Genomic DNA, 25,577 nt, shown 5'->3' on the forward strand with positions numbered 1-25,577 from the left:
ACAAGCGCCCTCATCCGGCGCTGCGCGCCACCTTCTCCCGCATGCGGGAGAAGGGACATAAGTGAGCGTGCGGTGCCTTGGGGCTCGCGCTTTGAACCGTAGGGCTTTGGGTCGCAACATCAACCAGCATCGCAACGGCCCGGATCGAGCCAGATGCCTGGCTTGCCCTTCTCCCGTCCACGGGAGGAGGGACACCAGTGAGCGTGCGGTGCCTTGGCGCTGGCGCTTTGGCCCTACGGCTTCACGTCGCAACATCAACCAGCATCGCAACGGCCCGGTTCGGGCCAGACGCCCGGCTTTCCCTTCTCCCGTGCCACGGGAGAAGGTGCCCGAAGGGCGGATGAGGGCCTCGATGCGCAGCCCTCACGCCACCGCATCCACCTGCATCTCCGGCCGTGCCGCGTCGAAGGCCGGTAACGCCAGGCAGGCCTGTTCGATGCGCTGCAGGGTGGGATACGGGCCCAGATCGACCTCGAACCGGTGCGCGTTGTAGAGCTGCGGGATCAATACCCCATCGGCCAGGCCTGGCACATCGCCATGACAGAAGCGGCCAGTGAGCGGGTCGCGTGCCAGCTGCTGTTCCAGTGCGGCAAAGCCGCGCTCCATCCAGTGCCGCGTCCAGTGCTGGCGTTGCGCCGCATCCAGCGCGAACTCGCGCTCCAGCAACTGCATGACGCGCAGGTTGTTGAGCGGATGCACATCGCAGGCAATGACCTGCGCCAGCGCACGCACGCGGGCGCGCTCGGCAGGCGCTGCCGGTAACAGACGAGGCGTCTCGGGGAAGGCATCTTCCAGATACTCCAGGATCGCCAGCGATTGCGCGATCACCACCGGGCCATGCCGCAGGGTGGGTACCAGTTCCTGCGGATTGAGCTGCGCATAGGCCGGCGCATGCTGCTCGCCACCGCCGCGCACCAGATGCACCGGATGCGCACGATAGTCCAACGCCTTCAGGTGCAGGCCGATGCGCACGCGATAGGCAGCACTGGAGCGCCAGTACGAAAACAGCTCCAGCGGCGGGCTCATGCGCGGCCGCCGGTGGCGACGTCACGCGACGCGGCAATGCCGTTCACGGCAGCGGCTGCCGTTCGACGCGCTGCTCGATCGCCCCGAAGATGCTGGTGCCATCGGCCGCGAACATTTCGATCCGCACCACGTCGCCGAAGGCCATGAACGGCGTGCTGGGCTTGCCGTCGCGCAGGGTCTCGACCACGCGCTGTTCGGCAAAACACGAGGCACCCAGGCTGGTGTCCTGGTTGGCAATCGTGCCCGAGCCGACGATCGTGCCGGCCGACAACGGGCGGGTCTTGGCGGCGTGGGCGATCAGCTGGGCGAAGTCGAACTGCATGTCGTTGCCGGCTTCGGGGGCGCCGAACCAGGCGCCATTGACATGGGTCACCAGCGGCAGATGCACCTTGCTGTCGCGCCAGGCAGCGCCCAGCTCGTCGGGGGTGACGAACACCGGCGACAGCGCCGAGCGTGGTTTGGATTGCACGAAGCCGAAGCCCTTGGCGAGCTCGGCCGGGATCAGGTTGCGCAGCGAGACATCGTTGACCAGGCCGACCAACTGGATGTGCCCAGCCGCCTGCTCAGGCGAAGCGGCCATCGGCACGTCGTCGGTGATCACCACAATTTCCGCTTCCAGATCGATGCCGTGCTCTTCGCTGATCACCTTGATGGCATCGCGCGGGCCGTAGAAGCCGGCGCTGGTGGCCTGGTACATCAGCGGGTCGGTGTAGAAGCTCTCCGGCACTTCGGCGTTGCGCGCGCGGCGTACGCGCTCCACGTGCGGCAGGTAGGCACTGCCGTCGACGAACTCGTAGGCGCGCGGCAGCGGCGCGGCCAGGGCCTGCATATCCAGATCGAACACGCCGTCGGCGCTGCCGTCATTGAGCGAGGCCGACAAGGCGTTCAGACGCGGCGCGACATTGCTCCAGTCTTCCAGCGCGCGCTGCAGGGTGGGCGCGATGCCGGTGGCGCGCACGGCGGTGCGCAGGTCGCGGGAGACCACGATCAGGCTGCCGTCGCGGCCGCCTTCTTTCAGGGAACCTAGCTTCATGACCTTCCTGCTGCAGTGACGGATCGGCCGATTGTACGACCTGCTGCAGCAGCCGTTACACCTGAAACAACTGAGCCGCAGCACAACCGCACCACGTGAATTTTGTGCAGCGCGCCAAACCCGCGTACACTTGCCGGGTCTGCATGCGGCCGTCCGTTTCCCTTTGGGACCGCCGGCGAGGCCAGGATCGATCGATCCGCTCGCCCGCCCCACCCGACGCCTTTCGTGGTGCCGACAAACCCATCGCTCTTTGATCGGGTTGTTCCACCATCTCGCAGCGCGGTTCACGGGAACGCTCCGAGCCTCACCTTTTTGCATCTGCAATGCGTCTGCGCTCCGGGCTGTGCCTGGCGGCGACGCTTTACTTGGAGCTTCCTGATGTCTTTTGAATCCCTGGGCCTTGCGCCCTTCCTGCTGCGCGCGTTGGCCGAGCAGGGCTATGAAACCCCTACCCCGATCCAGCAGCAAGCGATCCCGCTGGTGCTGGAAGGCCACGACCTGCTGGCAGGCGCACAGACCGGCACCGGCAAGACCGCAGCGTTCGGCCTGCCGCTGCTGCAGCACCTGGGCACCTCGCCGCAGCCGGTCAACGGACCGCGCAAGCCGCGCGCGCTGATCCTGACCCCCACCCGCGAGCTGGCCACCCAGGTGCATGACAGCCTGCGCGGCTATAGCAAGTACCTGCGCATTCCCAGCGCGGTGATCTACGGCGGCGTGGGCATGGGCAACCAGCTCGACGCGCTGCGCCGTGGCGTGGACCTGCTGATCGCCTGCCCGGGCCGCCTGATCGACCATATCGAGCGTCGCAGCGTGGACCTGTCCGGCATCGAAGTGCTGATCCTGGACGAAGCCGACCGCATGCTCGACATGGGCTTTTTGCCGTCGATCAAGCGCATCCTGACCAAGCTGCCGCGCCAGAACCGCCAGACCCTGCTGTTCTCGGCCACCTTCGAAGAGAACATCAAGCAGCTGGCGCTGGAGTTCATGCGCAACCCGATGCAGATCCAGGTCACCCCGAGCAACACCGTGGCCGAGAGCATCACCCACCGCGTGCACCCGGTCGATGGCGCGCGCAAGCGCGATCTGCTGCTGCACCTGCTGGCGCAGGACAGCCGCGAGCAGACCCTGGTGTTCGCGCGCACCAAGCATGGCAGCGACAAGCTGGCGCTGTTCCTGGAGAAGTCCGGCATCAAGACTGCGGCGATCCACGGCAACAAGAGCCAGGGCCAGCGCATGCGTGCACTGAGCGACTTCAAGGCCGGCCGCGTCACCGTGCTGGTGGCCACCGACATCGCCGCGCGCGGTATCGATATCGACCAGCTGCCGAAGGTCATCAACTACGACCTGCCGATGGTGGCCGAAGACTACGTGCACCGCATCGGCCGCACCGGCCGTAACGGCTCCACCGGCGAGGCGATCTCGCTGGTGGCGCAGGACGAAGCCAAGCTGCTGCGCCAGATCGTGCGCATGCTGGGGCGCGATGTGGAAATCCGCGACGTGCCGGGCTACGAGCCGCAGACCCCGATCCGCTGGGGCAACAGCGCGCCGGGCCGTGCCGAACAGCCGGGCGGCGACCGCGCGCCGCGCAAGAGCCACGCGCGTCGTCCGCATGGCGATGCCCCGCGCCAGGCGCATGCGCATGCCGGCCCGAAGAAGCCGGGTGGCCAGCGCAGCAGCGGGCCGCGTCAGGCCAACGCCGGTGCGGGTGCCGGCCGTCGCGATGGTGGCCGTGGCGGCCAGCGTCCGAGCGGCACGCGCTGATTCCTGCGCGCCGGTGCGACCGGCGCTTAGGTTGGCGTTGAACTGAAAAAAAGCCGCCCTTTCCGGGCGGCTTTCTTGTGGGCGCGGTGCAGAGGATGCGCTGTAGCGAACCGGCTGCGCGCAACAAGCATCAGACATCAGGCAAGACTGGCAGCTGCGGCGGCATCGCTGAGCTAGCGTGCTGCCAGTCTTGCCGTGCAGCGCTCCGCTAGCCCTCGATCAACGTGGTATTGCGATCGATGGCCTCGCGATACCGATCCAGCACCGCCGCAGTCTGCACGATGTAGTTGCGCAGATCGTCCCAGCGCCGGTCTTCCAGCGCTTCGCGGATACCGGGCAAGGTCTTGACCTCGTAGCCGGTGGCCAGGCCCGGTGCGTAGATCAGGTTGCGATACCACGGCCGGCCCGGCAAACCGCCCGCGACCAACAGCGTTTGATCGATGCGTTGCAGCGAGGCATTGAGCTTGCCGCGCACGTTCGCATCCAGGTCGCCGCCACGCGCGGCCAGTGCAGCGTCGTAGCGCTTGGCGCTGGTCTGCAGCCGCGTGATCGCCTGATCCAAGGCGGCGAAATCGATCGACGGCACCGCCGCCTTGGGCTCGGGGGCACGCTGCGGACGGTTGGGGTTATCGACCGCCGCATAGGCCCCGGCCTGCAACAGCTCGGCCTGCGTGCGCGCCGCGGTGCGGTCGCTATCGGCCTGCTGCTTGAGCTCCTGTGCATAGCCGGCCACCGCATCGGCGAAGTCGCCGAAACGTTGCGGCAACACCGGTGCATTGGCCACGCGCAACACGGTGCGCCCCACCGTTTGCGACAGCAACGGCAGATAGCTGAAATCCGGATCGATATAGCGCGCGAAGTAGTCGTAGGAGTCGTACAGCGAGTGGTAGACGCCGCTGCCGCCACCCTGCCCGCCATAGCCCAGATCCAGCGTGGCCAACCCCAGATGCTGCAGGAACGGGCTGTAGTCGCTGCCGGAACCGAGCGCCTTGAGCGGGACGTCACCACCGGCGGCCACCTGCTTGGCGATCTCTTTTTGCGCCGGCTTGGCGGTGGGCGCCAACGCATCGATGCGCGCACGCGCGCGTTGCCGTTCGAGCACGCTCACGCCGCTGTCGGGGTCGCGCACGTCTGCCGCCACGCCATTGACCAGCCGCTGCAGCGCATGGCTGCCACCGGCATTGAGAAAGCCGCGCCCGTTGCCGTCGGTGTTGACGTACAGCACCGCCTTGCGACGCAGCTCGTCGGCGTGCTGCTCGGCCCATTCGGTGGAGCCGAGCAGCCCGGCTTCTTCGCCATCCCAGCTGGCATACACCAGCGTGCGCTTGGGGCGCTGGCCCTGTTTGGCCAGCTCGCCGATCGCCTTGGCTTCGGCCAGCAAGGCGGTGGTGCCCGAGAGCGGATCGGCCGCGCCAAACACCCAGCCGTCGCGGTGGTTGCCGCGCACGACCCACTGGTCGGGATACTCGCTGCCACGCAAGGTGGCGATGACGTTGTAGATGGTCTTGCTGCCCCACTCCGCATCGACCTTGAGATGGACGCGTGCGGTGTTGTCGCCACCGATGCGGTAGGTGATCGGCAGGGCGCCACGCCAGTCTTCCGGTGCCACCGGGCCGCCGAGCGCGGCCAGCAGCGGTTGTGCGTCGCCCCAGCTGATCGGCAAAGTCGGGATCTTCAAGACGCTGCCGGCCTGTTCGATCTTCAGCCGCTTGGCGCCCTTGCTTGCGCCCACGCCCGGGGTCAGCGGATCGCCCGGATAGATGGCGAAGTTGGCGACCGAGCCGCGTTGCACGCTCCACTGATTGCGCGCCGGGCCATCCGGATAGACCTGATCCTGAAAATAACCGTCGTCACGCGGGTCGGAATAAATGATCGCGCCGATGGCGCCATGCTCCTGCGCCAGCCGCGGCTTGAGCCCGCGCCAGCCCTTGCCGTAGCGCGCGATCACGATCTTGCCGCGCACATCCACGCCGTTGCGCGCCAGTGCTTCGTAGTCTTCGGCGATGCCGTAATTGACGTAGACCAGGTCGCCGGTGACATCGCCATTGCCGCCGTAGATTACATACGGTGGCAACACGTTTTCGGTCTGGGCGGAGGTGCTGTCGCCCGCCAGCGGCGGCTCTTTGAGGCGCGCCACATACGGCGTGGAGCCCAGCAATTCCAGCTGCGAGGTCTTGGGCGATGGCCACAACACCTCGAAGGTTTCGATGCGCGCATCCCAGCCGTACGCACGCAGGCGCGTTTGCAGATCGCGGGCGTTTTCCAGGTTGTGCGGGGCGCCGACGTGGTTGGGCGCCGACGACCACTGCTTCAACCAGCCTCGATAATCGGCGTCCTTCAAGCCGCCGTCGAAGCGCGCTTCCAGCGCGCGTTGCGCCTGGGCGGCAGCGGCATCGTACCCGGGCAGCGCGGCCGGTGGCGCTGCAGGATCTGCGGCGGGTTGTGCGGCTAGCGAAGGTGCGGCCAAGGCCAGGGCCAGGGCGATCAGCCAGGCATGCTGCGAAGAGGTCATCGTGCGTCCTTGAGAGTGTTCAGGGCGAAGAGCGAGTGGAATCGTCGAAGCGATGGCAGCCAGGGCCACCATCGCATGGCCAGGCACGCGCAACCAGCAGGCGATGGCGCGGTGGCGGTTTGACGGCAAACCACCACCGCGCGCATCGGCGCTGCACTGCGGGTCAGAACCGGTAATCCAGTCCAACCGTGAAATAGCGCCCGCGCAGGTCGTACTGGGTGAAGTCGTAGGGCGCGCGAATGCCCGGGAACGAGGCATCCACCGGCGGCTGCTTGTCGGCCAGGTTCTCGATCTTGGCGTACAGGGTGAGCTTGTCGATGCCGGTGTAACCCAGATACAGATCGAACTGGTTGTAGTCGCCCACGCGCGACTGCACCGCACTGGCCGCCGCACTGGCCTTCTGGTCGTAGCCGCCGGTGTAGTACCAGGTCAGCGCCGCACTGATCGTGCTCAGGTTCCAGTCCAGCGTGGTGGTGGCCTTGTTGCGCGGCAACGATGGGCCGAGATTGCTGCCGGCGTAATCCTGCAGTGGGCCACCGACCACGGTGGGGCGGCGGTAATCGCGTACATGCGTGTAGGCGGTGTTGAGGCCGAAGTTGCCGGCCGCTTCGGTACGCCAGTGCTGGCGCAATTCGACATCGATCCCGGAGGTGGTCAGCTCGCTGAGGTTTTGATAGCGGTTGTACACCGCCACCAGGGTGCCGCGCTCGTTGCGGATCACATCGGCCGGGTTGTTGTTCTGCACGATGGTGGCGTTGTTGCCGGTGCCGACCAGGTTGTCCAGTTCGATCTTGTACCAGTCCACGCTCAGGCTGGTGTCGGCCCACGGCGACAGCACCACGCCCAGGTTGTAGCTGCGGGTGCGCTCGGGGTCGAGGTCGGTGTTGCCGACGGTGAAAAAGGTGGGGTTCTGGCGCGAGCCCGGCACGTCCGGATCGAACGGATCGACCACCGAGCCGTAAGAAATATTGGTGCTGGCCGCATTCTCCGACAACGACGGTGCGCGAAACCCGCGCGAGGCCGCCGCGCGCACCAGCACCGCGTCCAGCGGCTGCCAGCGCAGGCTGGCCTTGGGCGAAAACGCATTGCCGAAATCGCTGTAATGATCGCCACGCCCGGCCAGCTGCAGTTCCAGCGATTGCAGCAGCGGCACGTTGACTTCGGCATACAGCGCCGAGATCTTGCGCTCGCCATCCACCGCGGCGATCGCCGGGCGGATCTGCAGGCCCTGGTCGATCTGCACAGGATTACGCGAGACCAGCTCCTCCTGCCGCCACTCCGCTCCGGCGGCGAACCCGACGCTGCCGGCCGGCAACGCGAACAGATTGCCGGAGACCTTGGCATCGACACCACGCAAGGTGGATTGCGCTGGACGCAAGGTGCTGAGGTTGATGCCGTCGATCACCGCTTGCGGCGTGGCCGATGGGTTGCGCAGATTGTAGCTGCCATCGGCCAGTGCCTGGGCCAGGGTGAAGCGATTGGCGAAGCCACCGGAGACGGTTTCGTGCTCGGTGCTGCGCGCGGTGAACGCGGCCGCTTCCCAGTCCCAGCGCTCGGTCTTGCCGCGCACGCCGCCAAGAAATCGGTAGGACTGCGAGCGGTTCGTCTTGACCGTCTGGCCCAGGTTAAAAAAGGTGTATTCGATCGGCACTGCCACCCCGTACGGGTTGTACGGGCTGGAGGCCGGCAGAAGGTTGGACACCGGCTCGGCCAAGCCGGTGCTGGCGTTCAACGCAAAGCGGCCGCCTTCCAGGGTGAAGTACGGGCTGGAGCCGAAGATCGACACACCCTTGACCTCGCTGTAGAGCGCCTCGCCGAACGCTTCGACGGTGTCGCTGAGCCGGAAGGTGGCGTTGGTGTAGGCCTGATAGCGCTTGGTCGAGGGAATCAGCGTGGTGAACGGGGCCTGGTTGAAGCCGCAGGTGTCGCCGGCCAGCCCGTCGATGGGCGCGCTGGCGGTGAGCACGGTGCCGGTGGGGCAATTGCCTTGCGCATCCAGCAGCGGCACCGAGCGGCCACCGATCAGATATCGGGCGCCCTTGGCCGACCAGCCGTTCCAGCGCCCACCCGGTAGATCGGTATAGATGCCCGAACGGGTCAGCGCGCGCTGGTCCTGATCGAGCCGGTCGCGGTTGTAGGCGTCGAAGCTGAAAAGGATGTTGTAGCCGTCACTATCCAGGTCGCCGATGCCGCCGATGAACTTGGCGCGCTGGGTGTCCATGCCGCCCTGATCGGAGGTGCCGCCGCTCACGCCCAGCTCGGCGCCCTGGAAATCCTGGCGGGTGATGATGTTGACCACGCCGGCCACCGCATCGGAACCGTATACGGCGGAGGCGCCGTCCTTGAGCACTTCGATGCGCTCCACCGCCACCAGCGGCAGCGCATTGAGATTGACGAAGGTGTCGCCCAGGCCGTTGGCAGGAAAGCCGTAGTTGGCCAGCCGGCGGCCGTTGAGCAGCACCAGGGTGTTCTTCTGCGACAGCCCGCGCAGGCCGATGCCCGCCGAGCCGGAAGCCCAGCCGTTATTGGTGGTCTCGTTGGTGGCGTTGCCGGTGTTGGCCGAGATCGAACGCAGCGCGTCGGCCACGGTGACCTTGCCGGACTGCTCCAGTTGCTGGCGGTCGATCACCTGCACGGGGTTCGGGCCTTCGCTGTCGCTGCGCTTGATGTTGGAGCCGGTGACGCTGACGGTGGCCAGGGTCTTGCCCGTTTCCGGTGGCGCCTCGTCGGCGTGTGCAAGGGGAATCAGCGCCGACAACACGGCAATAGACAGCAGGTAAGGCGTAGGGCGCTTCACGCACGGCATCCATGAACAGGGGGCTGTGCAGTGAGCCATGTACGTTTTACTAACAAAAATTACATATCTGCATACGGATATGCGCTGCGGTGACGCACACAGACACACGGGCGCGCTGGCCAGCGCGTCGAACTTCGGCGCTGCGCTGCATGTGGGGAGTGCAACCAGGCGATCGCCGATTGGCACCGTGACGCGGCCATATCGCTGCGCGTTGCGCTGGCCGTCGGCTGCAGACCGCCCGGCGCACTTACAATGCCGCGCATGGATATCTTCAAAGTTTTTACGCTCGAGGCCGCGCACCGTCTTCCCAACGTGCCGCCTGGGCACAAATGCGCCCGCCTGCACGGGCATTCGTTTCGGGTCGAACTGCACGTCAGCGGCGAGCCCGGTGCCGAGACCGGCTGGATCATGGACTTCGGCGACATCAAGGCCGCCTTCCAGCCGATCTACGACCGCCTGGACCACCATTACCTCAACGACATCGAAGGGCTGGAAAACCCCACCAGCGAGCGGCTGGCGATCTGGATCTGGCAGCAGCTCAAGCCGGCGCTGCCGCAGCTGAGCGAGATTGTGGTGCATGAGACCTGCACCTCCGGCTGCCGCTACCGCGGCTAATCAGTTAGCGCAGTCCCGTGTCCAGAAGCCGCCCATTGGGCGGCTTCTGTCGTTTCGGAACTTCTTTAACCATCTGATCTAGAAGAGCTTCCGCAGAGAGTTGGCAAATCTTCAGCAAACGTGTTGCATCGCAACAATATCGGCGTATGCTGCAACGCAACAAACGGTCACACGCTTCCCCAAGGGGTTCGCAATGTCGGCGCAGTTCGAAAACAGCTTCACCAGTCAGTTTGCTTCTGCCGCAGCACGTGCCAACCAGTTGGCCTTGGACACGCTGGAACAGAACGTCAACGCGACCACCAGCTTCTTCGGTGAGTTTGCGCAGGCACGCGACCTGGGCGCCTACCAGACGCTCTGGCCGAAAGGACTGCAACTGGCCCGCGACAACCTGGAACGTCTGGCTTCGGTCAATCAGGAAGTGGTGGGAATGGGGTTGAAGATGTCCAGCGAGCTTGGGCAATTCGCCAAGCAGCAGTTCGACACCGGCAGCGATCAGGCCGGCGCAGCACGCAAGACCCGGCGCAAGTAACCGCCACTAAATTCAGCGTCTTTGCATGGGTCCCTCCCCCCGTGCAATCCGGCCCGACAGATCCCTCCCTCTGTCGGGCTTTTTTATTGTCCTATCGCTGGGTTTCGCTGCGCAGGGATGGCTCGGAGACGCTGCAGGTGCGCAGCTGCTGCGATGACCTGCAAGCGTGTTGCGTAGAGAAACAAGTGATCGCGCGCTGCCCGCGCATGGAGCGTGCGGTGCGCTGCCTGGTCAGCCACAACACGCGCGCTGGGCGCGGACCAACCAGACGCCGACCACGCTGCGTGCCAGCAGGCTCGCGTACTTGCCGGGTCTGACCTAAGCCGGCAATTGCAGCCTTTGCGCCTGGCTGGCGGCATCGGCACCCGGCCGCCAAGGAATCCGTCCCCAGCACGGCATCGCCAGACGCGCGTGCAGCATGCGGATGTTGTCTTCGGTGCGTTCCATCTGCGGATCCACCTCGTTGGCGATCCAGCCGATGCAGTCCAGGCCGTCGGCGGCAATGGCGGCGGCGGTCAGGCGCGCATGATTGATGCAGCCCAGCCGTACGCCGACTACCAGCACCACCGGCAGCTGCAGCGCGCGCACCAGATCGGCCTGATCCAGATCGGCGCTCAGCGGCGCGGCCCAGCCACCGACGCCTTCCACCACCACGACGTCGGCCTGCGTGCGCAATTGCGCAAAGGCCTGGGTGATCGGGTCCAGCGACAGCGTCACGCCGACATCGGCTGCCGCCAGCTCTGGTGCCAGCGGTGCGGGCAAGGCGTAGGGGTTGAGCGTGGCGTAGTCCGGCTGCGGGTCGCTGGCGGCCTGCAGGGCCAGCGCGTCTTCGTTGCGCCAGCCCTGCGCGGTGCGCTCGCACCCGCTGGCCACCGGCTTCATGCCCACCGCCGTGCGCCCTCGCGCCCGTAAGGCGTGCAGCAACGCGGTGCTGCCCATGGTCTTGCCGATTCCGGTATCGGTGCCGGTGACATAAAACGCCGGATGCTGCATCGGTCAGGTCCTGCGGCCGCGCCGCCATTGCCGTGAGGGCGCGCAGCATAGCGTGCGCATCCGTACTCGACGCTGAGCCGGCAAGCAGTTGTTGCGGCGGGCGTCGCACCGGCCACGGGCGCCGGGCGGCGGGCGGCGCCGCGAAGCGCCAAGTCGCACGGCTGCCATGCGGGCAAGCGCCACCAGCGCCGCCCTGCGCTGGCGCGCCATGCCGCCACAAAGCGCCGCTGCTAAACTTCGGCCATGTTCGCCACCTCCTCGCTGACCGGCAGCAAGCCGGAACAATATGCCCAGCTCACCGCCCAGGCCCAGGCCCTGGTGCACGGCGAGCCGGACCGGATCGCCAATGCCGCCAATCTGGCCGCGCTGATCTTCAACTCCCTGCCCTCGCTCAACTGGGCCGGATTTTATTTCTACGACGGCCGCGAACTGGTGGTGGGGCCATTCCAGGGTCTGCCGGCATGCGTGCGCATTCCGCTGGACAAGGGCGTGTGCGGCGCGGCCGCCAGCACCCGGCAGAGCCAGCGCATTGCCGACGTGGATACGTTTCCCGGGCATATCGCCTGCGACTCGGCATCGCGCTCGGAACTGGTGATTCCGCTGGTCAGGGGCGATGCGTTGATCGGCGTGCTGGATCTGGACAGCCCGGAGCTGGACCGCTTCGATGCGGACGACCAGCGCGGCCTGGAAGCGATCGCGCAGGTCTTTGTGGACGCGCTGACGTGACCACCGAACGGCTGCGCAACATCGGCCCCAAGAGCGCGGCGTGGCTGCGCCAGGTCGGGCTGCGCACGCAGCAGGACCTGCAAGCCGTCGGTGCGGTGGGCGCATTCGTGAAAGTACGCCGTGCCGGCTTCAAGCCCAGCCTCAATCTGCTGTATTCGCTGGAAGGCGCGCTGTCCGATTGCCATTGGCAGGACGTTCCGGAAGCGCGGCGCCACGCCCTGCTGGCCGAATACGAAGCGGCCAGCGCGCTGTTGCCGGTGCGCGGCCGTGCGGTTGGCGGACCGGTGGAAACCGTGCATTACGCGCGTGCCGACAATGACGACGCGCAGGCCGATGCAGGCGACCTGCGCGATGACGACCCGGCGATGGACGCCGCACACGACGACTGAAGGTTTGCGCGCGGCCGTAGCTGACGCGGCGCACCGAGGCTTCGTTTGCATGCGCCGCAACGAGCACCCAAGCACGATGCAATGGTCGCCACTGCAAATGGCACTACCAACTGCAGATACGCGCGTGCACGCTTTTCTCGCGACGCTACCAGAGCCGGAACTGCAGATGCGGTGCCGCTGTTGAAGCCCTACGCGCCTGCGTCGCCGCGCAGGCAGACCGCAACGAATCGCGCGACACCGCGCGAAGGCATCAAGCGCATCAGCGCAACGCCAGCAGTTCCCGCATGTCATCGACAATGGCCACCGCACCGGAGCCCTGCACGTCGAAGCCGCGCAGATAACCGTAACGCACCATGGCCAGCGGCATGTTGGCGGCATTCGCCGCTGCCGCGTCGGTGCCCGAATCGCCGACCATCAGGCATTGCTGTGGCGTGTACCGGAACTGCGTGGCCAGATGCAGCAGCGGCGTCGGGTCGGGTTTGCGCTGCGGCAACGAATCGCCACCAAGCACGCTGCTGAAGGACGCGGCGATGCCCAGATGCTCCAGCAGCGGTGCGATGAATCGCGATGGCTTGTTGGTGCATAGCGCCAGCGTCGCCCCGGCATCGCGCAGGCCGTGCAATGCCTGCGCTACACCCGGATACAGCTGCGGGTCGTGCAGCAGGCATGCTTCGTAGTGCCGCATCATCACCGGCATGACCGTGGCCGCATCGTCCGTGCTGCCGGCTTCGCGCAGTGCGGCAGCCAGTAGCACCTGCACCCCTTCGCCGATCCAGCCGCGGATGGTGGATTCGCTGAACTGCTCCAGCCCCAACTCCTGCAAGGTGTCATTGAGGGCTTCGGCGATATTGGGCGCGCTGTCCACCAGGGTGCCGTCCAGATCGAAAATCACCAGCGGGTACGCAAACATTCGGACGGCCTCGTGCGGGGAACGTGGCAGTTTACGCAGTGCGGGATTCAGGCCGCGTCACCGCGCGAGCGCAGCCGTTTTACCCGTCGACGCGCGCGGCAACGCCGGCAGGCATGCGCTCACGGCGCCTGCGAGACCTCGCCGAACAACTGCCCCTGCACCGCGCCCTCTTCCACATCGCTGAAACCGCTCAGCCCGACACCGACCAGGCGGTAACGCGTATCGGCAGGCAACTCCACGCGCCGGGTCAGCGCCAGCGCAATCTGCGCCAACGCCTCGAACGAAGCCGGTGGTTGCTCGGGCGTGTGGGAGCGCGTCAGGATACGAAAATTGGAGGTCTTCAATTTCAGCACCACCGTCCGGCCGATGCGTTCGGTGCGGCGCGTGGCCAGCCAGGTCTTTTCGGCCAGGCGCAGGATGTGCGGGTCCAGCGCATCAAGCGCAAGATCCTCGCTGAAGGTGTCTTCCGAGGAGACCGATTGCACTTCCTGGTCTGGTTCGACCGGTCGTTCGTCGATGCCGCGTGCGCGGCGGTACAGGCTCTGCCCGAAGCTGCCGAAATGCGCCTGCAATTCTTCCAGCGGGCGCAGGCGCAGATCGGCCACGGTGACGATGCCCAATGCCGCCAGCTTGCCGTCCATCACCTTGCCCACGCCGGGAATGCGATTGACCTTGAGCGGCAGCAGGAACGCGTCCACGCGGCTGGGCGCAATCACGAACTGGCCGTCGGGCTTGCGCCAGTCCGAGGCGACCTTGGCCAGGAATTTGTTCGGCGCGATGCCGGCCGATGCGGTGAGCCGGGTTTCTTCGCGGATCTGGGTGCGGATCAGTTGCGCGATTTCGGTGGCCAGCTGCATGCCGGTCTTGGCCTGGGTGACATCCAGATAGGCCTCGTCCAGCGACAGCGGCTCCACGAGGTCGGTATGCCGATGGAAGATCTCGCGCACCTGCCGCGACACCGCTTTGTAGCGGGCAAAATCCGGCGGCACGAACACCGCATCCGGACACAGGCGCTCGGCGCGCAGGGCCGGCATTGCCGAGCGGATGCCGAAGGTGCGCGCTTCGTAAGAGGCCGCGCACACCACCGAGCGCGCACCGCGCCAGGCCACAACCACCGGCTTGCCGCGCAGGCTCGGGTCGTCACGTTGCTCCACGGATGCGTAGAACGCATCCATGTCCACGTGCACGATCTTGCGCATCAAGCTGGTTTCTCTGTTGCAGGTCTGCATCCATGATAAGCCAGCGCCGTCTCATGCCTTGAGCGGCGATCGCGCACGATGTATGCGGCAAACGGGCGCGACCGGCCATCGAACACCAGCGATCACGCCTGGAAGGCACAGCTGCAGAGCCAACCATGCGGGCGCGCCAGCTCCCCAGAGACGGCATGCCGGCATGCTGCCGTTCCACATGCAATCCGGCCCTGATGAACGACGCAAGCGGCTGAAAACAGCACGCATGCGTACGGATAAAACGTTTGATTGAACCGCGCAGGCTCATGCACCCTTGCCGACCTTGCCTCTCGCTCCTTGCAGGACACGTTCGTCATGACTCGTCAAAGTGCGTACTCGCGCGACCAATTGCTGGCCAGCGCGCGTGGAGAATTGTTTGGGCCCGACAGCGGCAGGCTGCCGAACGATCCGATGCTGATGTTCGACCGCATCACCGAGATCAGCGACACCGGCGGTGCACACGGCAAGGGCGTGATTCGCGCCGAACTAGATATCCGCCCGGACCTGTGGTTCTTCGGCTGCCACTTCATCGGTGACCCGGTGATGCCCGGTTGCCTGGGCCTGGATGCAATGTGGCAGCTCACCGGCTTTTTCCTCACCTGGATCGGTGCGCCCGGGCGTGGCCGCGCCCTGGGCTGCGGCGAGGTCAAGTTCACCGGACAGGTGCTGCCCAGCGCCACCCTGGTGAGCTACGAGATCGATGTCAGCCGCGTGATCAACCGCAAGCTGGTGATGGCGCAAACCGACGCACGCATGCTCGTGGACGGGCGTGAGATCTATACCGCCAAGGATCTGCGCGTGGGCATGTTCACTTCAACGGAGAGCTTCTGATGCGGCGTGTTGTCGTTACCGGAATGGGCATCAATTCGTGTCTGGGCAATGATCTGGACACCGTCTCCACTGCACTGCGCGAAAGCCGCTCCGGCATCACCGCGCTGCCCGATCACGCCGAAGCCGGCCTGCGCAGCCAGGTGGGCGGCGCGGTGGCACTGGACCTGGAGGCATTGATCGACCGCAAGCTCAAGCGCTTCATGGGCGATGGCGCGGCCTATGCGTATCTGGCCATGCGCGATGCGATCGCCGATGCGGGCCTGAGCGCCGAGCAGGTCAGCGATCTGCGTACCGGCGTGATTGCCGGCTCCGGCAGCGGCTCCAGCCAGTGGCAGGTGGAAACCGCCGATCTGCTGCGGGCACGCGGCGTGCGCAAGGTAGGCCCGTACATGGTGCCGCGTACGATGAGTTCGGCGGTCTCTGCATCGCTGGCCACCGCGTTCAAGATCCGCGGCCTGAGCTATTCGCTGTCGGCCGCGTGTGCGACCTCGGCGCACTGCATCGGTGCGGCAGCGGATCTGATCCGCCATGGCGCGCAGGACGTGATGTTCGCCGGCGCCGGCGAAGAACTGCACTGGACCATGAGCGTGATGTTCGATGCGATGGGTGCGCTGTCCACCGGCTTCAACGATCGTCCGGCGGTGGCATCGCGCCCGTACGACGCGCAGCGCGATGGCTTCGTCATCAGCAGCGGCGGTGGCATGCTGGTGCTGGAAGACTACGACCACGCCATCGCGCGCGGTGCACGCATCCATGCTGAATTGCTGGGCTACGGCGTGACCTCCGATGGCGCTGACATGGTCGCCCCCAGCGGCGAAGGCGCGGTGCGCTGCATGCACATGGCCATGCAGGGGCTGGATCGCCCCATTGATTACCTCAACACGCACGGCACCTCGACACCGCTGGGCGATGTCACCGAACTGGGCGCGGTGCGCGAGGTGTTCGGCGACAACGTGCCGCCGCTGTCTTCGACCAAGGCGTTGTCCGGCCATTCGCTGGGCTCGGCCAGCGTGCACGAGGCGATCTTCAGCCTGCTGATGTTGCGCGATGGGTTCATGGCCGGCTCGGCGCATATCGAAGAACTGGACCCGCGCGCGGAAGGTTTCCCGATCCTGCGGCAAACCCAGGACGCCAGCTTGAACACGGTGATGTCCAACAGCTTCGGCTTTGGCGGCACCAACGGCACGCTGGTGTTCGGCCGGGTGTAAGTACGCGGCGCTAGACGCCGCGCGGATGGGGAATGGGGAATCGGTGTGCCGGGAGATCGCTCTTGCCACTCCCCGATCCCGATTCCCCACTCCCGGGTCAGCCGGCCATGCCGTTATGCCGCAGCAACGCGTCGATCCGGGGCGCGCGGCCACGGAAGGCGCGGAAGTTGTCGGCCGCGCTGCGGCTGCCGCCACGCGACAACACCTCGTGGCTGAAACGGGCGCCGGTCTCGGCTACCTGCTCGGGCGCCTCCTCGAACGCGGCATAGGCATCGGCGCTGAGCACTTCGGCCCACTTGTAGCTGTAGTAACCGGCCGCATAACCGCCGGCGAAAATGTGGCTGAACTGGTGCGGGAAGCGATTCCACGCTGGCGGGCGATTGACCGCGACTTCGTCGCGCACGCGTTCGATCAGTTGCAGCACGTTGTCCTGGGTCGGGTCAAAGCTGCTGTGCAGCTGCATGTCGAACAAGGCGAATTCCAGCTGGCGCACGGTGAACATGCCGCTCTGGAAATTGCGCGCAGCCAGCAGGCGGTCGAACAGGTTACGCGGCAGCGGCTCGCCGGTCTGCACATGCGCGGTCATCGCCTGCACGCGCTCCCATTCCCAGCAGAAGTTCTCCATGAACTGGCTCGGGAGCTCCACCGCATCCCATTCCACGCCGTTGATGCCGGCCACGCCCAGCTCGCCGATGCGGGTCAGCAGCTGATGCAGGCCGTGGCCCATTTCATGAAACAGCGTGGTGACTTCGCCATGCCGGAAGGTGGCCGGTGCATCGCCGCTGCCGCGGCCGAAGTTGCACACCAGGTACACCAATGGCGTCTGCACGCCGTTGGCCGTTTCGCGGCGATTGCGGCAGTCGTCCATCCACGCGCCACCGCGCTTGCCCTCGCGTGCATACAGATCCAGATAGAACTGGCCAACCAGCGCACCTTGCGCATCTTCCAGCCGGTAGAACCGCACATCCGGGTGCCACACCGGCGCGCTGTCCTGTGTGACGCGCAAGCCGTAGAGACTGTGGATCACATCGAACAGACCAGCCAGCACCTTCGGCTCGGTGAAGTACTGCTTCACTTCCTGCTCGGAAAAGCTGTACCGCGCCTGCTTGAGCTTTTCGCTGACGTAGGCCAGATCCCAGGCCTGCAGTTCGTCCAATCCCAATTCGTCGCGTGCGAAGGCTTCAAGCTCGGCGCGGTCGCGCTGCGCATAGGGCTTGGCGCGCACGGCCAGATCGCGCAGGAAGCCCATCACCTCGTCCGGGCTCTGCGCCATCTTGGTGGCCACCGAATAGTCGGCGTAACTGGCAAATCCGAGCAGCTGCGCCAGTTCCGCACGCAGCGCAAGAATGCGGTCGATATTGGCGCTGTTGTCCAGCGCGGCATCGCCGAATTCGGAAGCGCGCTCGGCGTTGGCGCGATACAGCAGCGCGCGGAGTTCGCGGCTGTCGGCATCGCTCTGCACCGGCAGATAGCACGGCATCTGCAAGGTGAACTTCCAGCCCGCCACGCCGTCCTTTTCTGCGGCAGCACGCGCGGCGGCGATCACTTCGGCGGGCAGGCCGGAGAGCTGCGCTTCGTCCTCGGTCACGTGCGACCAGGCATCGGTGGCGTCGAGCACGTTTTGCGAAAACTTGGCCGCCAGTGCCGACAGTTCTTCCTGGATCTGCGCAAAACGCGCCTTGGCGTCGTCATCGAGTTCGGCACCGCCCAGGCGGAAATCACGCAGCGCGTTGTCCAGCACCTTGCGACGTGCCTCGTCGTAGGACGCCGCCTCCGGCGACTGCGCCAACGCCTTGTACTGCGCATACAGCGCCAGGTTCTGGCCCAGCGCACTGCCGAAGCGGCTTACCTTGGGCAGGTTGCTGTTGTAGGCCTCGCGCAACTCCGGGGTGTTCATCACCGCCTGCAGATGACCAACTTGCCCCCAGGCGCGCCACAGGCGCTCGGTGGCATCGTCCAGCGGGGTCACGAAGCTGTCCCAGTTCACCGGGCTGACCTGTTCGGCCGCTTTCACTGCCGCTTCGGCATCGGCGAGCAAGTGGTCGATCGCCGGGCCCACGTGTTCGGGGCGGATCGCATCGAAGGACGGCAGTCCGGACAGGTCGAGCAGCGGGTTGGTCATGGGGCGCTCCGGCGGGGACTGGATCAGGAATGACGAGGTTATCTGGTGACACGTACCGACAGTTGAGTGTCACTGCGTGGTGGATATGGCGGTCATTCCAGCGCGGCACAAGGCAAGGCGGGCAGATCGCCGCCGTTCACGGCCAGCGCAATGGCTGCATCGCTGCCGCTGACATCGATCTCGCGCGCCACGTACCAGGCCGGGTCGTAATAGCTGTGCGCGTAGCGCTCGCCGGCATCGCACAGGATGGTGACGATGGAGCCCTGACGGCCCTCCTCGCGCATCCGCTGCGCCGCCTGCAGGACGCCAACGAAGTTGGTGCCGGTGGAGCCGCCGACGCGGCGGCCCAGGGTGGCGCTGACATGGCGCATGGCCGCCAGGCTCAGCGCATCGGGCACCTTGATCATCACGTCCACGCAGCTGGCGATGAAGCTCGATTCCACCCGCGGCCGGCCGATGCCTTCGATGCGCGAGCCGCCGGTGATGGCCAGCTCCTTGGGGCATTGCCCATCCACCGCGCGGCAGTAACCGTCGAAGAACACCGACACTTCCGGGTCTGCGCACAGGATGCGGGTGGCATGCCGGCGGTAGCGCACATAGCGGCCCAACGTGGCGCTGGTGCCGCCGGTGCCGGGGCTGCAGACGATCCAGTCCGGAATCGGGTGCGGCTCCTCGGACAGCTGCTTGAAGATCGATTCGGCGATGTTGTTGTTGGCGCGCCAGTCGGTGGCGCGCTCGGCATAGGTGAACTGGTCCATGAAGTGCCCGCCGGTCTCGCGCGCAAGCGCATGCGAGGCGCTGTCCAGGTCGCAGGCGCGCTCCACCAGATGGCAGCGGCCGCCCTGGAATTCAATCGCGGCGATCTTCTCCGGCGAGGTCGACGCCGGCATCACCGCGATGAAGGGCACCCCCAGCAGGCGCGCGAAATACGCTTCGGAAATGGCGGTGGAGCCGCTCGATGCCTCGATCACCGGGCGCCCGGCACGCAGCCAGCCGTTGGTGAGCGCGTACAGGAACAGCGAGCGCGCCAGCCGGTGCTTGAGGCTACCAGTGGGGTGGCTGGACTCGTCCTTGAAGTACAGGTCGATGCCCGGATAACCCGGCAGGTCCATCGGGATCAGATGGGTGTCGGCCGAACGGTTGAAATCGGCCTCGATCTTCTGGATGGCGGCGGCCACCCACTGGCGCTGCGACATGGGCACGGACGTGATGCAAAGGAAGAACGCAATTCTAACGCCGCCAGGTGCGCTGCCGGGGCGGGCGGTCATCCGGCGGACAGTTGCCAGGCCGGTGGTATGCTCGTGGCCCCTGTCCGCTGCCTCCATTGCCCGTGCTGCGTTGCCTGCTCCGCCTGCTGCTGTGCCTGTGCCTGGTCGCCAATACGGCCACCGGCGCGTGGGCGTCGGTGGGCATGGCGATGCCGGATACGGTGATGCCGCAGGCCACGGCGCATGCGATGGCGGCGCACCCGTCGACCGCACCGGCCATGCCCTGCCACGACGCCATGGCGGCGCCGCACGACGCTGCGCCCGACGCACTGGCCGCGCAGGTCAAAGGCGACCAACCGCATGCGGCCGACTGCTGCAAGCTGGGCAGTTGCGACTGCCTGCAGCATTGCAGCCTGGCCCTGCTGACGCTGCCTGCGGTGCCGACGGCGATGCCGGGCCATTTTGCCGTGCCTGCCGCCCTGGACGAGGGCCGCAGCAGCCCGGCGCACGAGCAACCGGTGCGACCTCCCATCGGCTAAGCGGCCGACGGACCCTGTGCCCGCCAGCAGGCGGGCATGCTCGTCACCCGATGTCGTCAGGTCGTGCATGCGCGCTGCGCGTGCAATCGCGCCCTCGCCGCAGCCTGATGCCGGCTCCGCATCGTCTGTCAGCCACGTCTTATGCCCTTCGCCCTGCGTGCCTGCACGCGGGAGTTCCCAGCGATGCGCTGCGTCCGCCAGTTGGCGCAGACGCACCGGAGGTGTCATGTCTTCCGATTCCCATGTGTTCGATCCAACCTCCGTGCCAGGCCTGAGCCGGCGCCGCTTCGTGCAGGGCCTGGCCCTGGGCGGGGTTGCCGCCACCGCCGGGCTGTGGCGCAACAATGCACGCGCAGCCGGCGCCATGGCTGCGCCCGTCCTGCGCGGCAGCAGCCAGTCGCTGCAGATCGGCCGCCTGCCGGTCAACATCACCGGGCGCACCCGCCCGGCGATCACCGTCAACCAGAGCCTGCCCGCACCCACGCTGCGCTGGCGCGAGGGCGACACGGTGAGCGTGCGCGTGCGCAACGCGCTGCCCGACCAGCCCACCTCGGTGCATTGGCATGGGTTGTTGCTGCCGGCCAACATGGATGGCGTGCCGGGCATGAGCTTCGATGGCATCGCGCCGGGGCAGGAGTATCACTACCGCTTCGCGCTGCGCCAATCCGGCACCTACTGGTACCACAGCCATTCGATGTTTCAGGAGCAGGCAGGTTTGTACGGCGCCATCGTCATCGACCCGCTGACGCCAGCGCCGTATCGCTACGACCGCGAGCATGTGGTGCTGTTGTCGGACTGGACCGATCTGGACCCGGCCGCGCTGTTCCGCCGGCTCAAGCAGATGCCCAGCCACGACAACTACGCGCAGCGCACGGTGGGCGATTTCCTGCGCGATGCGCGCGAAGACGGTGTGCGGGCAACGTTGGCAGACCGCGGCATGTGGGGGCGCATGCGCATGACCCCCACCGACCTGTCCGACGTCAACGCCAACACCTACACCTACCTGCTCAACGGCGTGGCACCGGCCGGCAACTGGACCGGGCTGTTCACCCCCGGCGAGAAGGTGTTGCTGCGTTTCATCAATGGCTCGTCGATGACCTACTTCGACCTCCGCATCCCCGGGCTGCGCATGACGGTGGTGGCCGCCGATGGCCAGTACGTCCATCCGGTCAGCGTGGACGAACTACGCATTGCCGCAGCCGAAACCTTCGACGTCATCGTCGAACCGATCGGACAGGATGCATTTACGTTGTTCGCGCAGGACATGGGGCGTACCGGTTTCGCCTGCGGCACCTTGGCGGTACGGCACGGCTTGCAGGCGCCGATTCCTGCACTGGACCCGCGTGCGATTTTGACCATGCAGGACATGGGGCATGGCGATGGGATGCATCACGCAATGCCCGCAATGCATGACGCACCCGGGATGCAGGCCGCACATGCGATGCACGACATGCACTCGCATGACGATGCAAAGGCACACGACAAGACCCCGCACCACCCCGCCAGCGAGGCCGGCAACCCACTGATCGACATGCGCAGCAACGCCACCGCACCGCGGCTGGACGACCCCGGCGTGGGCCTGCGCGACAACGGCCTCCGCGTGCTGCGCTATGGCGATCTGCACAGCCTGTTCGACGACCCGGATGGGCGCGATCCCGGACGCGAGATCGAGCTGCATCTGACCGGGCATATGGAAAAATTCGCCTGGTCCTTCGATGGCATCGCCTTCGCTTCTGCAGAGCCGTTGCGCCTGCAGTACGGCGAGCGGCTGCGCATCGTGCTGGTCAACGACACCATGATGCAGCACCCCATCCATCTGCACGGCATGTGGAGCGACCTGGAAGATGCCGACGGCAACTTCCAGGTGCGCAAGCACACCATCGACATGCCGCCGGGCACCCGCCGCAGCTACCGCGTGCGCGCCGATGCGCTGGGCCGCTGGGCGTATCACTGCCATCTGCTGTACCACATGGAAGCGGGCATGATGCGCGAAGTGCGGGTGGAGGCATGAGCGCGCTTCGGCTCACGGCGCTGGTAGCGAGCAGCGTCTTGTTCAGTGCACCGCTGGCGGCGCAGGAGCACATGCATGCTGCGGTGGACATGGCAGCGCACGACCATCATGCCCATTCGATGCAGGCAGCAGACCAGCCCGGCGAAACCGGCACGCAGGCGCCAGCCTCTCCGGAAGCGCCGTCGTCCGCGCGCGATGCGACGCCCGCGATGGACATGACGCATGCGCATGCGCAGCACGCCAGCGATGACGCCGCTTCGACGGAGCCGGATGCTGCCACGCACGCTCCGGCACATCACCCGGCGCATGCCCACGGCGTAGTGCCCCCGCAGCATGCAGACTTCCCGCAAACACCGCAGCAAGCCGTGTCGCCTTCGCCAGCCGAGCAACGCCAGATGTCGCATGAGGGCATGGACCATGGCGCGATGCATCATGGGCCGACGGATCATGCCGCGACGGAGCACGCTGCAGTCGACCACGCGGCGATGGATCATACGGCGATGGATCACGCAACGATGGGTCATGCAACAGCCACGAGCACGCCCGCGCCCACATATGTCCCACGTGGCAACACCGCACTGCCACGCGAGCCAATTCCCGAGCCCACCAACGAGGACATCGCGGCGGCCTTTGCCCCGTTGCGTAGCCATGCGATGCACGGAACCGGCATCAATCGGTATGTCCTGCTCGATCGCCTGGAAGCCTTCGACACCGACCGCGGCAGCGGGCAAGCGTGGGAAGCACGGGCGTGGGTCGGCGGCGACATCAACCGGCTCTGGCTCCGCAGCGAAGGCGAGCGTCACCGCGGCCGCACACGGGATGCATCGGTCGAAGCGTTCTACGGTCATGCCATCTCACCGTGGTGGGATCTGCTGGCAGGCGTGCGTCAGGACGTGGGTGCAGACCATCGCAGCTGGGCCGCGTTCGGGGTGCAGGGAGTGGCGCCGTACAAGTTCGAAACCGAAGCCACGCTGTTTGTAGGCAATGGTCGCGCCGCCGTGCGGCTGGAAGGTGAGTACGACGTGCTGCTCACCAACCGCCTGATCCTGCAGCCACGTGCAGAGGCGACCATCGCAGTGACCGATGACGATCGACGCGGTATCGACAGCGGGCTGCAACAGGTCGAAGTAGGCGTGCGGTTGCGTTACGAAATCACCCGGCGGTTTGCGCCTTACATCGGCTGGGTGCATCACCGCAGCTTCGGTGACCGGGCCAACGCCACGATGGACGAGGAGCCTGCACGCGACAGTCGCTTCGTCGCCGGCGTGCGCATCTGGTTCTGAGCCAGTGGCAAGGGGGCCCAGACTGCTTATCTGGCCCCTGCCGCTGACACGCGTGGAAGGTGGCAGCGCGCTGCCATGACACGCACACAACCCCGCCCCCGCTAAAATCGCCGCCCGGCGCTCACCCTGCGCACTCAACTTTCAAGAGGAGATCACCATGCCTTTGACCGATCTGCAGCATGTTCCCGGTGCCAGTGCGGCGCCGGCACAGACCTACGGCTTCGTGTTCAACCACACCATGCTGCGCATCAAAGACGCGCCGCGCTCGCTGGATTTCTACACGCGCGTGCTCGGCTTCCGCCTGCTGGATGCACGTCACTACGCAGAAGCGAAATTCAGCCTGTACTTTCTCGCGTTGTTGCCGCAAGACACTGCCATTCCCGATGATGACGCACAGCGTCGCCTGTGGATGGCCGGCATCCCCGGCGTGCTCGAACTGACCCACAACCACGGCACCGAAACCGAAGACGGTCCCGTGTATCACGACGGCAACAGCGACCCACGCGGCTTCGGCCATATCTGCATCTCGGTGCCGGACATCCACGCCGCCTGCGCACGCTTCGACAGCCTCGAGGTGCCGTATCAAAAGCGCCTGGAAGACGGCCGCATGAAGCACCTGGCCTTCATCAAGGACCCGGACGGATACTGGGTAGAGATCATTTCCAATACGCCTCTGGCCTAAGAGCGGCACGCTCGGCAACCCTGACGTTTCAGCGGATGGGAGTAGACATGAAAACTCCTCCCATACCGCCCCAAGGTCCCACGCCACGGCGGAAAGCCGGCACCACCAGGCGCGGCGCGACGACTGGACACAACGGCGGGCTGGAGTAGACTTTCGCCGCCCTCCGCAATGGATGCACCCCAATGCTCGTCAGGAAGATTCCACTGATCCTTGCGCTAGCAACGATCGCCGCGTGCACGCCGGCGGCGCCAGACGCTACGGCTCCAAAGACGGCCACTGCCGACACGGCCAGAGCCACCACCCCTAAATCCGCAGACAAGGAAGCATCTCCCATGCAGGACGCAACCCAGGGATCGACTCAACAAGTGCAGCCGCCGCGACCCGATAGCGTGCTGTATTTCATCAGCAACGTGGACGGCGACGGCGCAACCTCTTACGAGGTCGCCAATGGCAGCTGGATCAATTACTGGTACGGCTTCCAGTTCGAACTTGGCGGTACGCGTTATTACACCGGCTTTGCCTGGGAAACGCCCGAGCTCTACGGTGCGGAGCGCGAGAATCACTACGCTGCCCCTGGTACCAAGGTGACACTTGCTCACGCCACGTTTGTGGCCAGCGAGCCGGGCAGCAAGTCCCCGTGGAAGCTGCTAGGCGTAGAACCCTACATTGGTGAATTCGGGGGTAGCGAAAAAGGCAACGAGATAGATACTGAGCGCAGGCCCCAGACATGGATCGCACCCTCGGGCGACATGCTACTGGCGTTACCCACCTGGTATCTGGTCTCGGGGGTCCGTATGCGGACGATCGAGATACTGCTATTCAATCCGCATGAACTGACGAAAACCGATGAAAATGTGTGGCGCTACCTGGCAACGCTCGAGGCTGGCTCCAATAACGATGCAAGTTGCGGACCGGACTCTCCGGGATCCATCCCTTGCATCGACATCACCGGCACGCTTGCGATCGTGCCGCAAGATGGTAGCGACATGCCCCTGTTGCGGGTAAGCATTCCTGGAGCAGCCGACCAGGGTGACACGGTAACCGAATATCTTTACGATACGTCGCAGAAAACCTACCGGTCGACCTCCCGGTAAGGGCCAATGGATTGGCTCAGGTCGACTTAACGCGGCAGCATCTGTTGCCGCCTCAATCGCATGGAGAACGCGATGGCAC

21 protein-coding genes are annotated in these 25,577 nt (G+C 66.0%); 12 read left to right on the forward strand and 9 right to left on the reverse strand.

The genetic code is table 11. From position 1 onward, the window contains the following. Window positions 1–363: 363 nt before the first annotated feature. Entirely contained in the window at window positions 364–1,026 is a 663-nt protein-coding gene (maiA, locus tag RZV17_RS16855; RefSeq protein ID WP_355605142.1) for a maleylacetoacetate isomerase, read from the reverse strand. Between the two features lie 43 nt (window positions 1,027–1,069). Further along, complete coding sequence (locus tag RZV17_RS16860; RefSeq protein WP_355605145.1) at window positions 1,070–2,059, reverse strand: fumarylacetoacetate hydrolase family protein; 990 nt, start codon at window positions 2,057–2,059, stop codon at window positions 1,070–1,072. Window positions 2,060–2,437: 378 nt separating this feature from the next. Here RZV17_RS16860 and RZV17_RS16865 point away from each other — a divergent pair, with 378 nt between their 5' ends. Beyond that, window positions 2,438–3,820 (forward strand): DEAD/DEAH box helicase, encoded by a 1,383-nt coding sequence (locus RZV17_RS16865; protein ID WP_039403615.1) that lies wholly within the window; start codon window positions 2,438–2,440, stop codon window positions 3,818–3,820. A 208-nt stretch (window positions 3,821–4,028) separates the two neighbouring features. Here RZV17_RS16865 and RZV17_RS16870 read toward each other — a convergent pair whose 3' ends face one another. Then, window positions 4,029–6,332 (reverse strand): transferrin receptor-like dimerization domain-containing protein, encoded by a 2,304-nt coding sequence (locus RZV17_RS16870; RefSeq protein WP_355605149.1) that lies wholly within the window; start codon window positions 6,330–6,332, stop codon window positions 4,029–4,031. A gap of 163 nt (window positions 6,333–6,495) precedes the next feature. Continuing rightward, window positions 6,496–9,129: a TonB-dependent receptor gene (locus RZV17_RS16875; RefSeq protein ID WP_355605152.1), complete on the reverse strand. Its 2,634-nt coding sequence runs from the start codon at window positions 9,127–9,129 to the stop codon at window positions 6,496–6,498. 261 nt (window positions 9,130–9,390) lie between these two features. On the opposite strand from RZV17_RS16875, the gene queD reads away from it, so the two are divergent. Together queD and RZV17_RS16885 are read left to right on the forward strand one after the other, a co-directional pair. After that, window positions 9,391–9,744 (forward strand): 6-carboxytetrahydropterin synthase QueD, encoded by a 354-nt coding sequence (gene queD / locus RZV17_RS16880; RefSeq protein WP_008576903.1) that lies wholly within the window; start codon window positions 9,391–9,393, stop codon window positions 9,742–9,744. A 193-nt stretch (window positions 9,745–9,937) separates the two neighbouring features. Further along, complete coding sequence (locus RZV17_RS16885) at window positions 9,938–10,273, forward strand: phasin family protein (protein ID WP_047692965.1); 336 nt, start codon at window positions 9,938–9,940, stop codon at window positions 10,271–10,273. Window positions 10,274–10,591: 318 nt separating this feature from the next. Here the strand turns inward: RZV17_RS16885 and bioD are convergent, their stop codons facing one another. After that, window positions 10,592–11,266 (reverse strand): dethiobiotin synthase, encoded by a 675-nt coding sequence (bioD, locus tag RZV17_RS16890; protein ID WP_047692964.1) that lies wholly within the window; start codon window positions 11,264–11,266, stop codon window positions 10,592–10,594. A 243-nt stretch (window positions 11,267–11,509) separates the two neighbouring features. Here bioD and RZV17_RS16895 point away from each other — a divergent pair, with 243 nt between their 5' ends. Further along, window positions 11,510–11,992: a GAF domain-containing protein gene (locus RZV17_RS16895; protein ID WP_047692963.1), complete on the forward strand. Its 483-nt coding sequence runs from the start codon at window positions 11,510–11,512 to the stop codon at window positions 11,990–11,992. Beyond that, window positions 11,989–12,381: a TfoX/Sxy family protein gene (locus tag RZV17_RS16900; RefSeq protein ID WP_047692962.1), complete on the forward strand. Its 393-nt coding sequence runs from the start codon at window positions 11,989–11,991 to the stop codon at window positions 12,379–12,381. The genes RZV17_RS16895 and RZV17_RS16900 overlap by 4 nt, the downstream gene beginning before the upstream one ends. Before the next feature lie 259 nt (window positions 12,382–12,640). Here RZV17_RS16900 and gph read toward each other — a convergent pair whose 3' ends face one another. Further along, window positions 12,641–13,291, reverse strand: coding sequence for a phosphoglycolate phosphatase (gene gph, locus RZV17_RS16905; protein WP_047692961.1), 651 nt, complete (start codon window positions 13,289–13,291; stop codon window positions 12,641–12,643). 119 nt (window positions 13,292–13,410) lie between these two features. Next, window positions 13,411–14,490, reverse strand: a complete 1,080-nt coding sequence (gene dinB / locus RZV17_RS16910; protein ID WP_047692960.1) for a DNA polymerase IV — start codon at window positions 14,488–14,490, stop codon at window positions 13,411–13,413. A gap of 345 nt (window positions 14,491–14,835) precedes the next feature. On the opposite strand from dinB, the gene fabA reads away from it, so the two are divergent. Continuing rightward, window positions 14,836–15,351, forward strand: coding sequence for a 3-hydroxyacyl-[acyl-carrier-protein] dehydratase FabA (gene fabA / locus RZV17_RS16915; protein WP_039403728.1), 516 nt, complete (start codon window positions 14,836–14,838; stop codon window positions 15,349–15,351). Continuing rightward, window positions 15,351–16,559 (forward strand): beta-ketoacyl-ACP synthase I, encoded by a 1,209-nt coding sequence (fabB, locus tag RZV17_RS16920; protein ID WP_047692959.1) that lies wholly within the window; start codon window positions 15,351–15,353, stop codon window positions 16,557–16,559. Before fabA ends, fabB begins: the two co-directional genes overlap by 1 nt. A 97-nt stretch (window positions 16,560–16,656) precedes the next feature. Here the strand turns inward: fabB and RZV17_RS16925 are convergent, their stop codons facing one another. Next, window positions 16,657–18,681, reverse strand: coding sequence for a M3 family metallopeptidase (locus tag RZV17_RS16925; RefSeq protein WP_047692958.1), 2,025 nt, complete (start codon window positions 18,679–18,681; stop codon window positions 16,657–16,659). A 92-nt stretch (window positions 18,682–18,773) separates the two neighbouring features. Beyond that, window positions 18,774–19,877 (reverse strand): PLP-dependent cysteine synthase family protein, encoded by a 1,104-nt coding sequence (locus RZV17_RS16930; protein WP_039403655.1) that lies wholly within the window; start codon window positions 19,875–19,877, stop codon window positions 18,774–18,776. Window positions 19,878–20,011: 134 nt separating this feature from the next. On the opposite strand from RZV17_RS16930, the gene RZV17_RS16935 reads away from it, so the two are divergent. The 5 genes from RZV17_RS16935 to RZV17_RS16955 all read left to right on the forward strand — a co-directional run bounded on the left by RZV17_RS16935 (window position 20,012) and on the right by RZV17_RS16955 (window position 25,498). After that, window positions 20,012–20,428, forward strand: coding sequence for a CopL family metal-binding regulatory protein (locus RZV17_RS16935; RefSeq protein ID WP_047692994.1), 417 nt, complete (start codon window positions 20,012–20,014; stop codon window positions 20,426–20,428). A gap of 226 nt (window positions 20,429–20,654) precedes the next feature. Continuing rightward, window positions 20,655–22,439 (forward strand): copper resistance system multicopper oxidase, encoded by a 1,785-nt coding sequence (locus tag RZV17_RS16940; protein ID WP_047692957.1) that lies wholly within the window; start codon window positions 20,655–20,657, stop codon window positions 22,437–22,439. Window positions 22,440–22,648: 209 nt separating this feature from the next. Beyond that, window positions 22,649–23,722, forward strand: coding sequence for a copper resistance protein B (locus RZV17_RS16945; RefSeq protein WP_355609450.1), 1,074 nt, complete (start codon window positions 22,649–22,651; stop codon window positions 23,720–23,722). 157 nt (window positions 23,723–23,879) lie between these two features. Beyond that, entirely contained in the window at window positions 23,880–24,404 is a 525-nt protein-coding gene (gene gloA, locus RZV17_RS16950; protein ID WP_355605162.1) for a lactoylglutathione lyase, read from the forward strand. 332 nt (window positions 24,405–24,736) lie between these two features. After that, window positions 24,737–25,498 carry a hypothetical protein gene (locus tag RZV17_RS16955; RefSeq protein WP_355609453.1) on the forward strand — a complete coding sequence of 254 codons (762 nt, stop codon included), beginning with the start codon at window positions 24,737–24,739 and terminating at the stop codon, window positions 25,496–25,498. The last annotated feature ends 79 nt before the right edge of the window (window positions 25,499–25,577 follow it).

Source organism: Xanthomonas cannabis (genome assembly GCF_040616535.1).
In the GTDB taxonomy this organism is placed as follows: domain Bacteria; phylum Pseudomonadota; class Gammaproteobacteria; order Xanthomonadales; family Xanthomonadaceae; genus Xanthomonas; species Xanthomonas cannabis.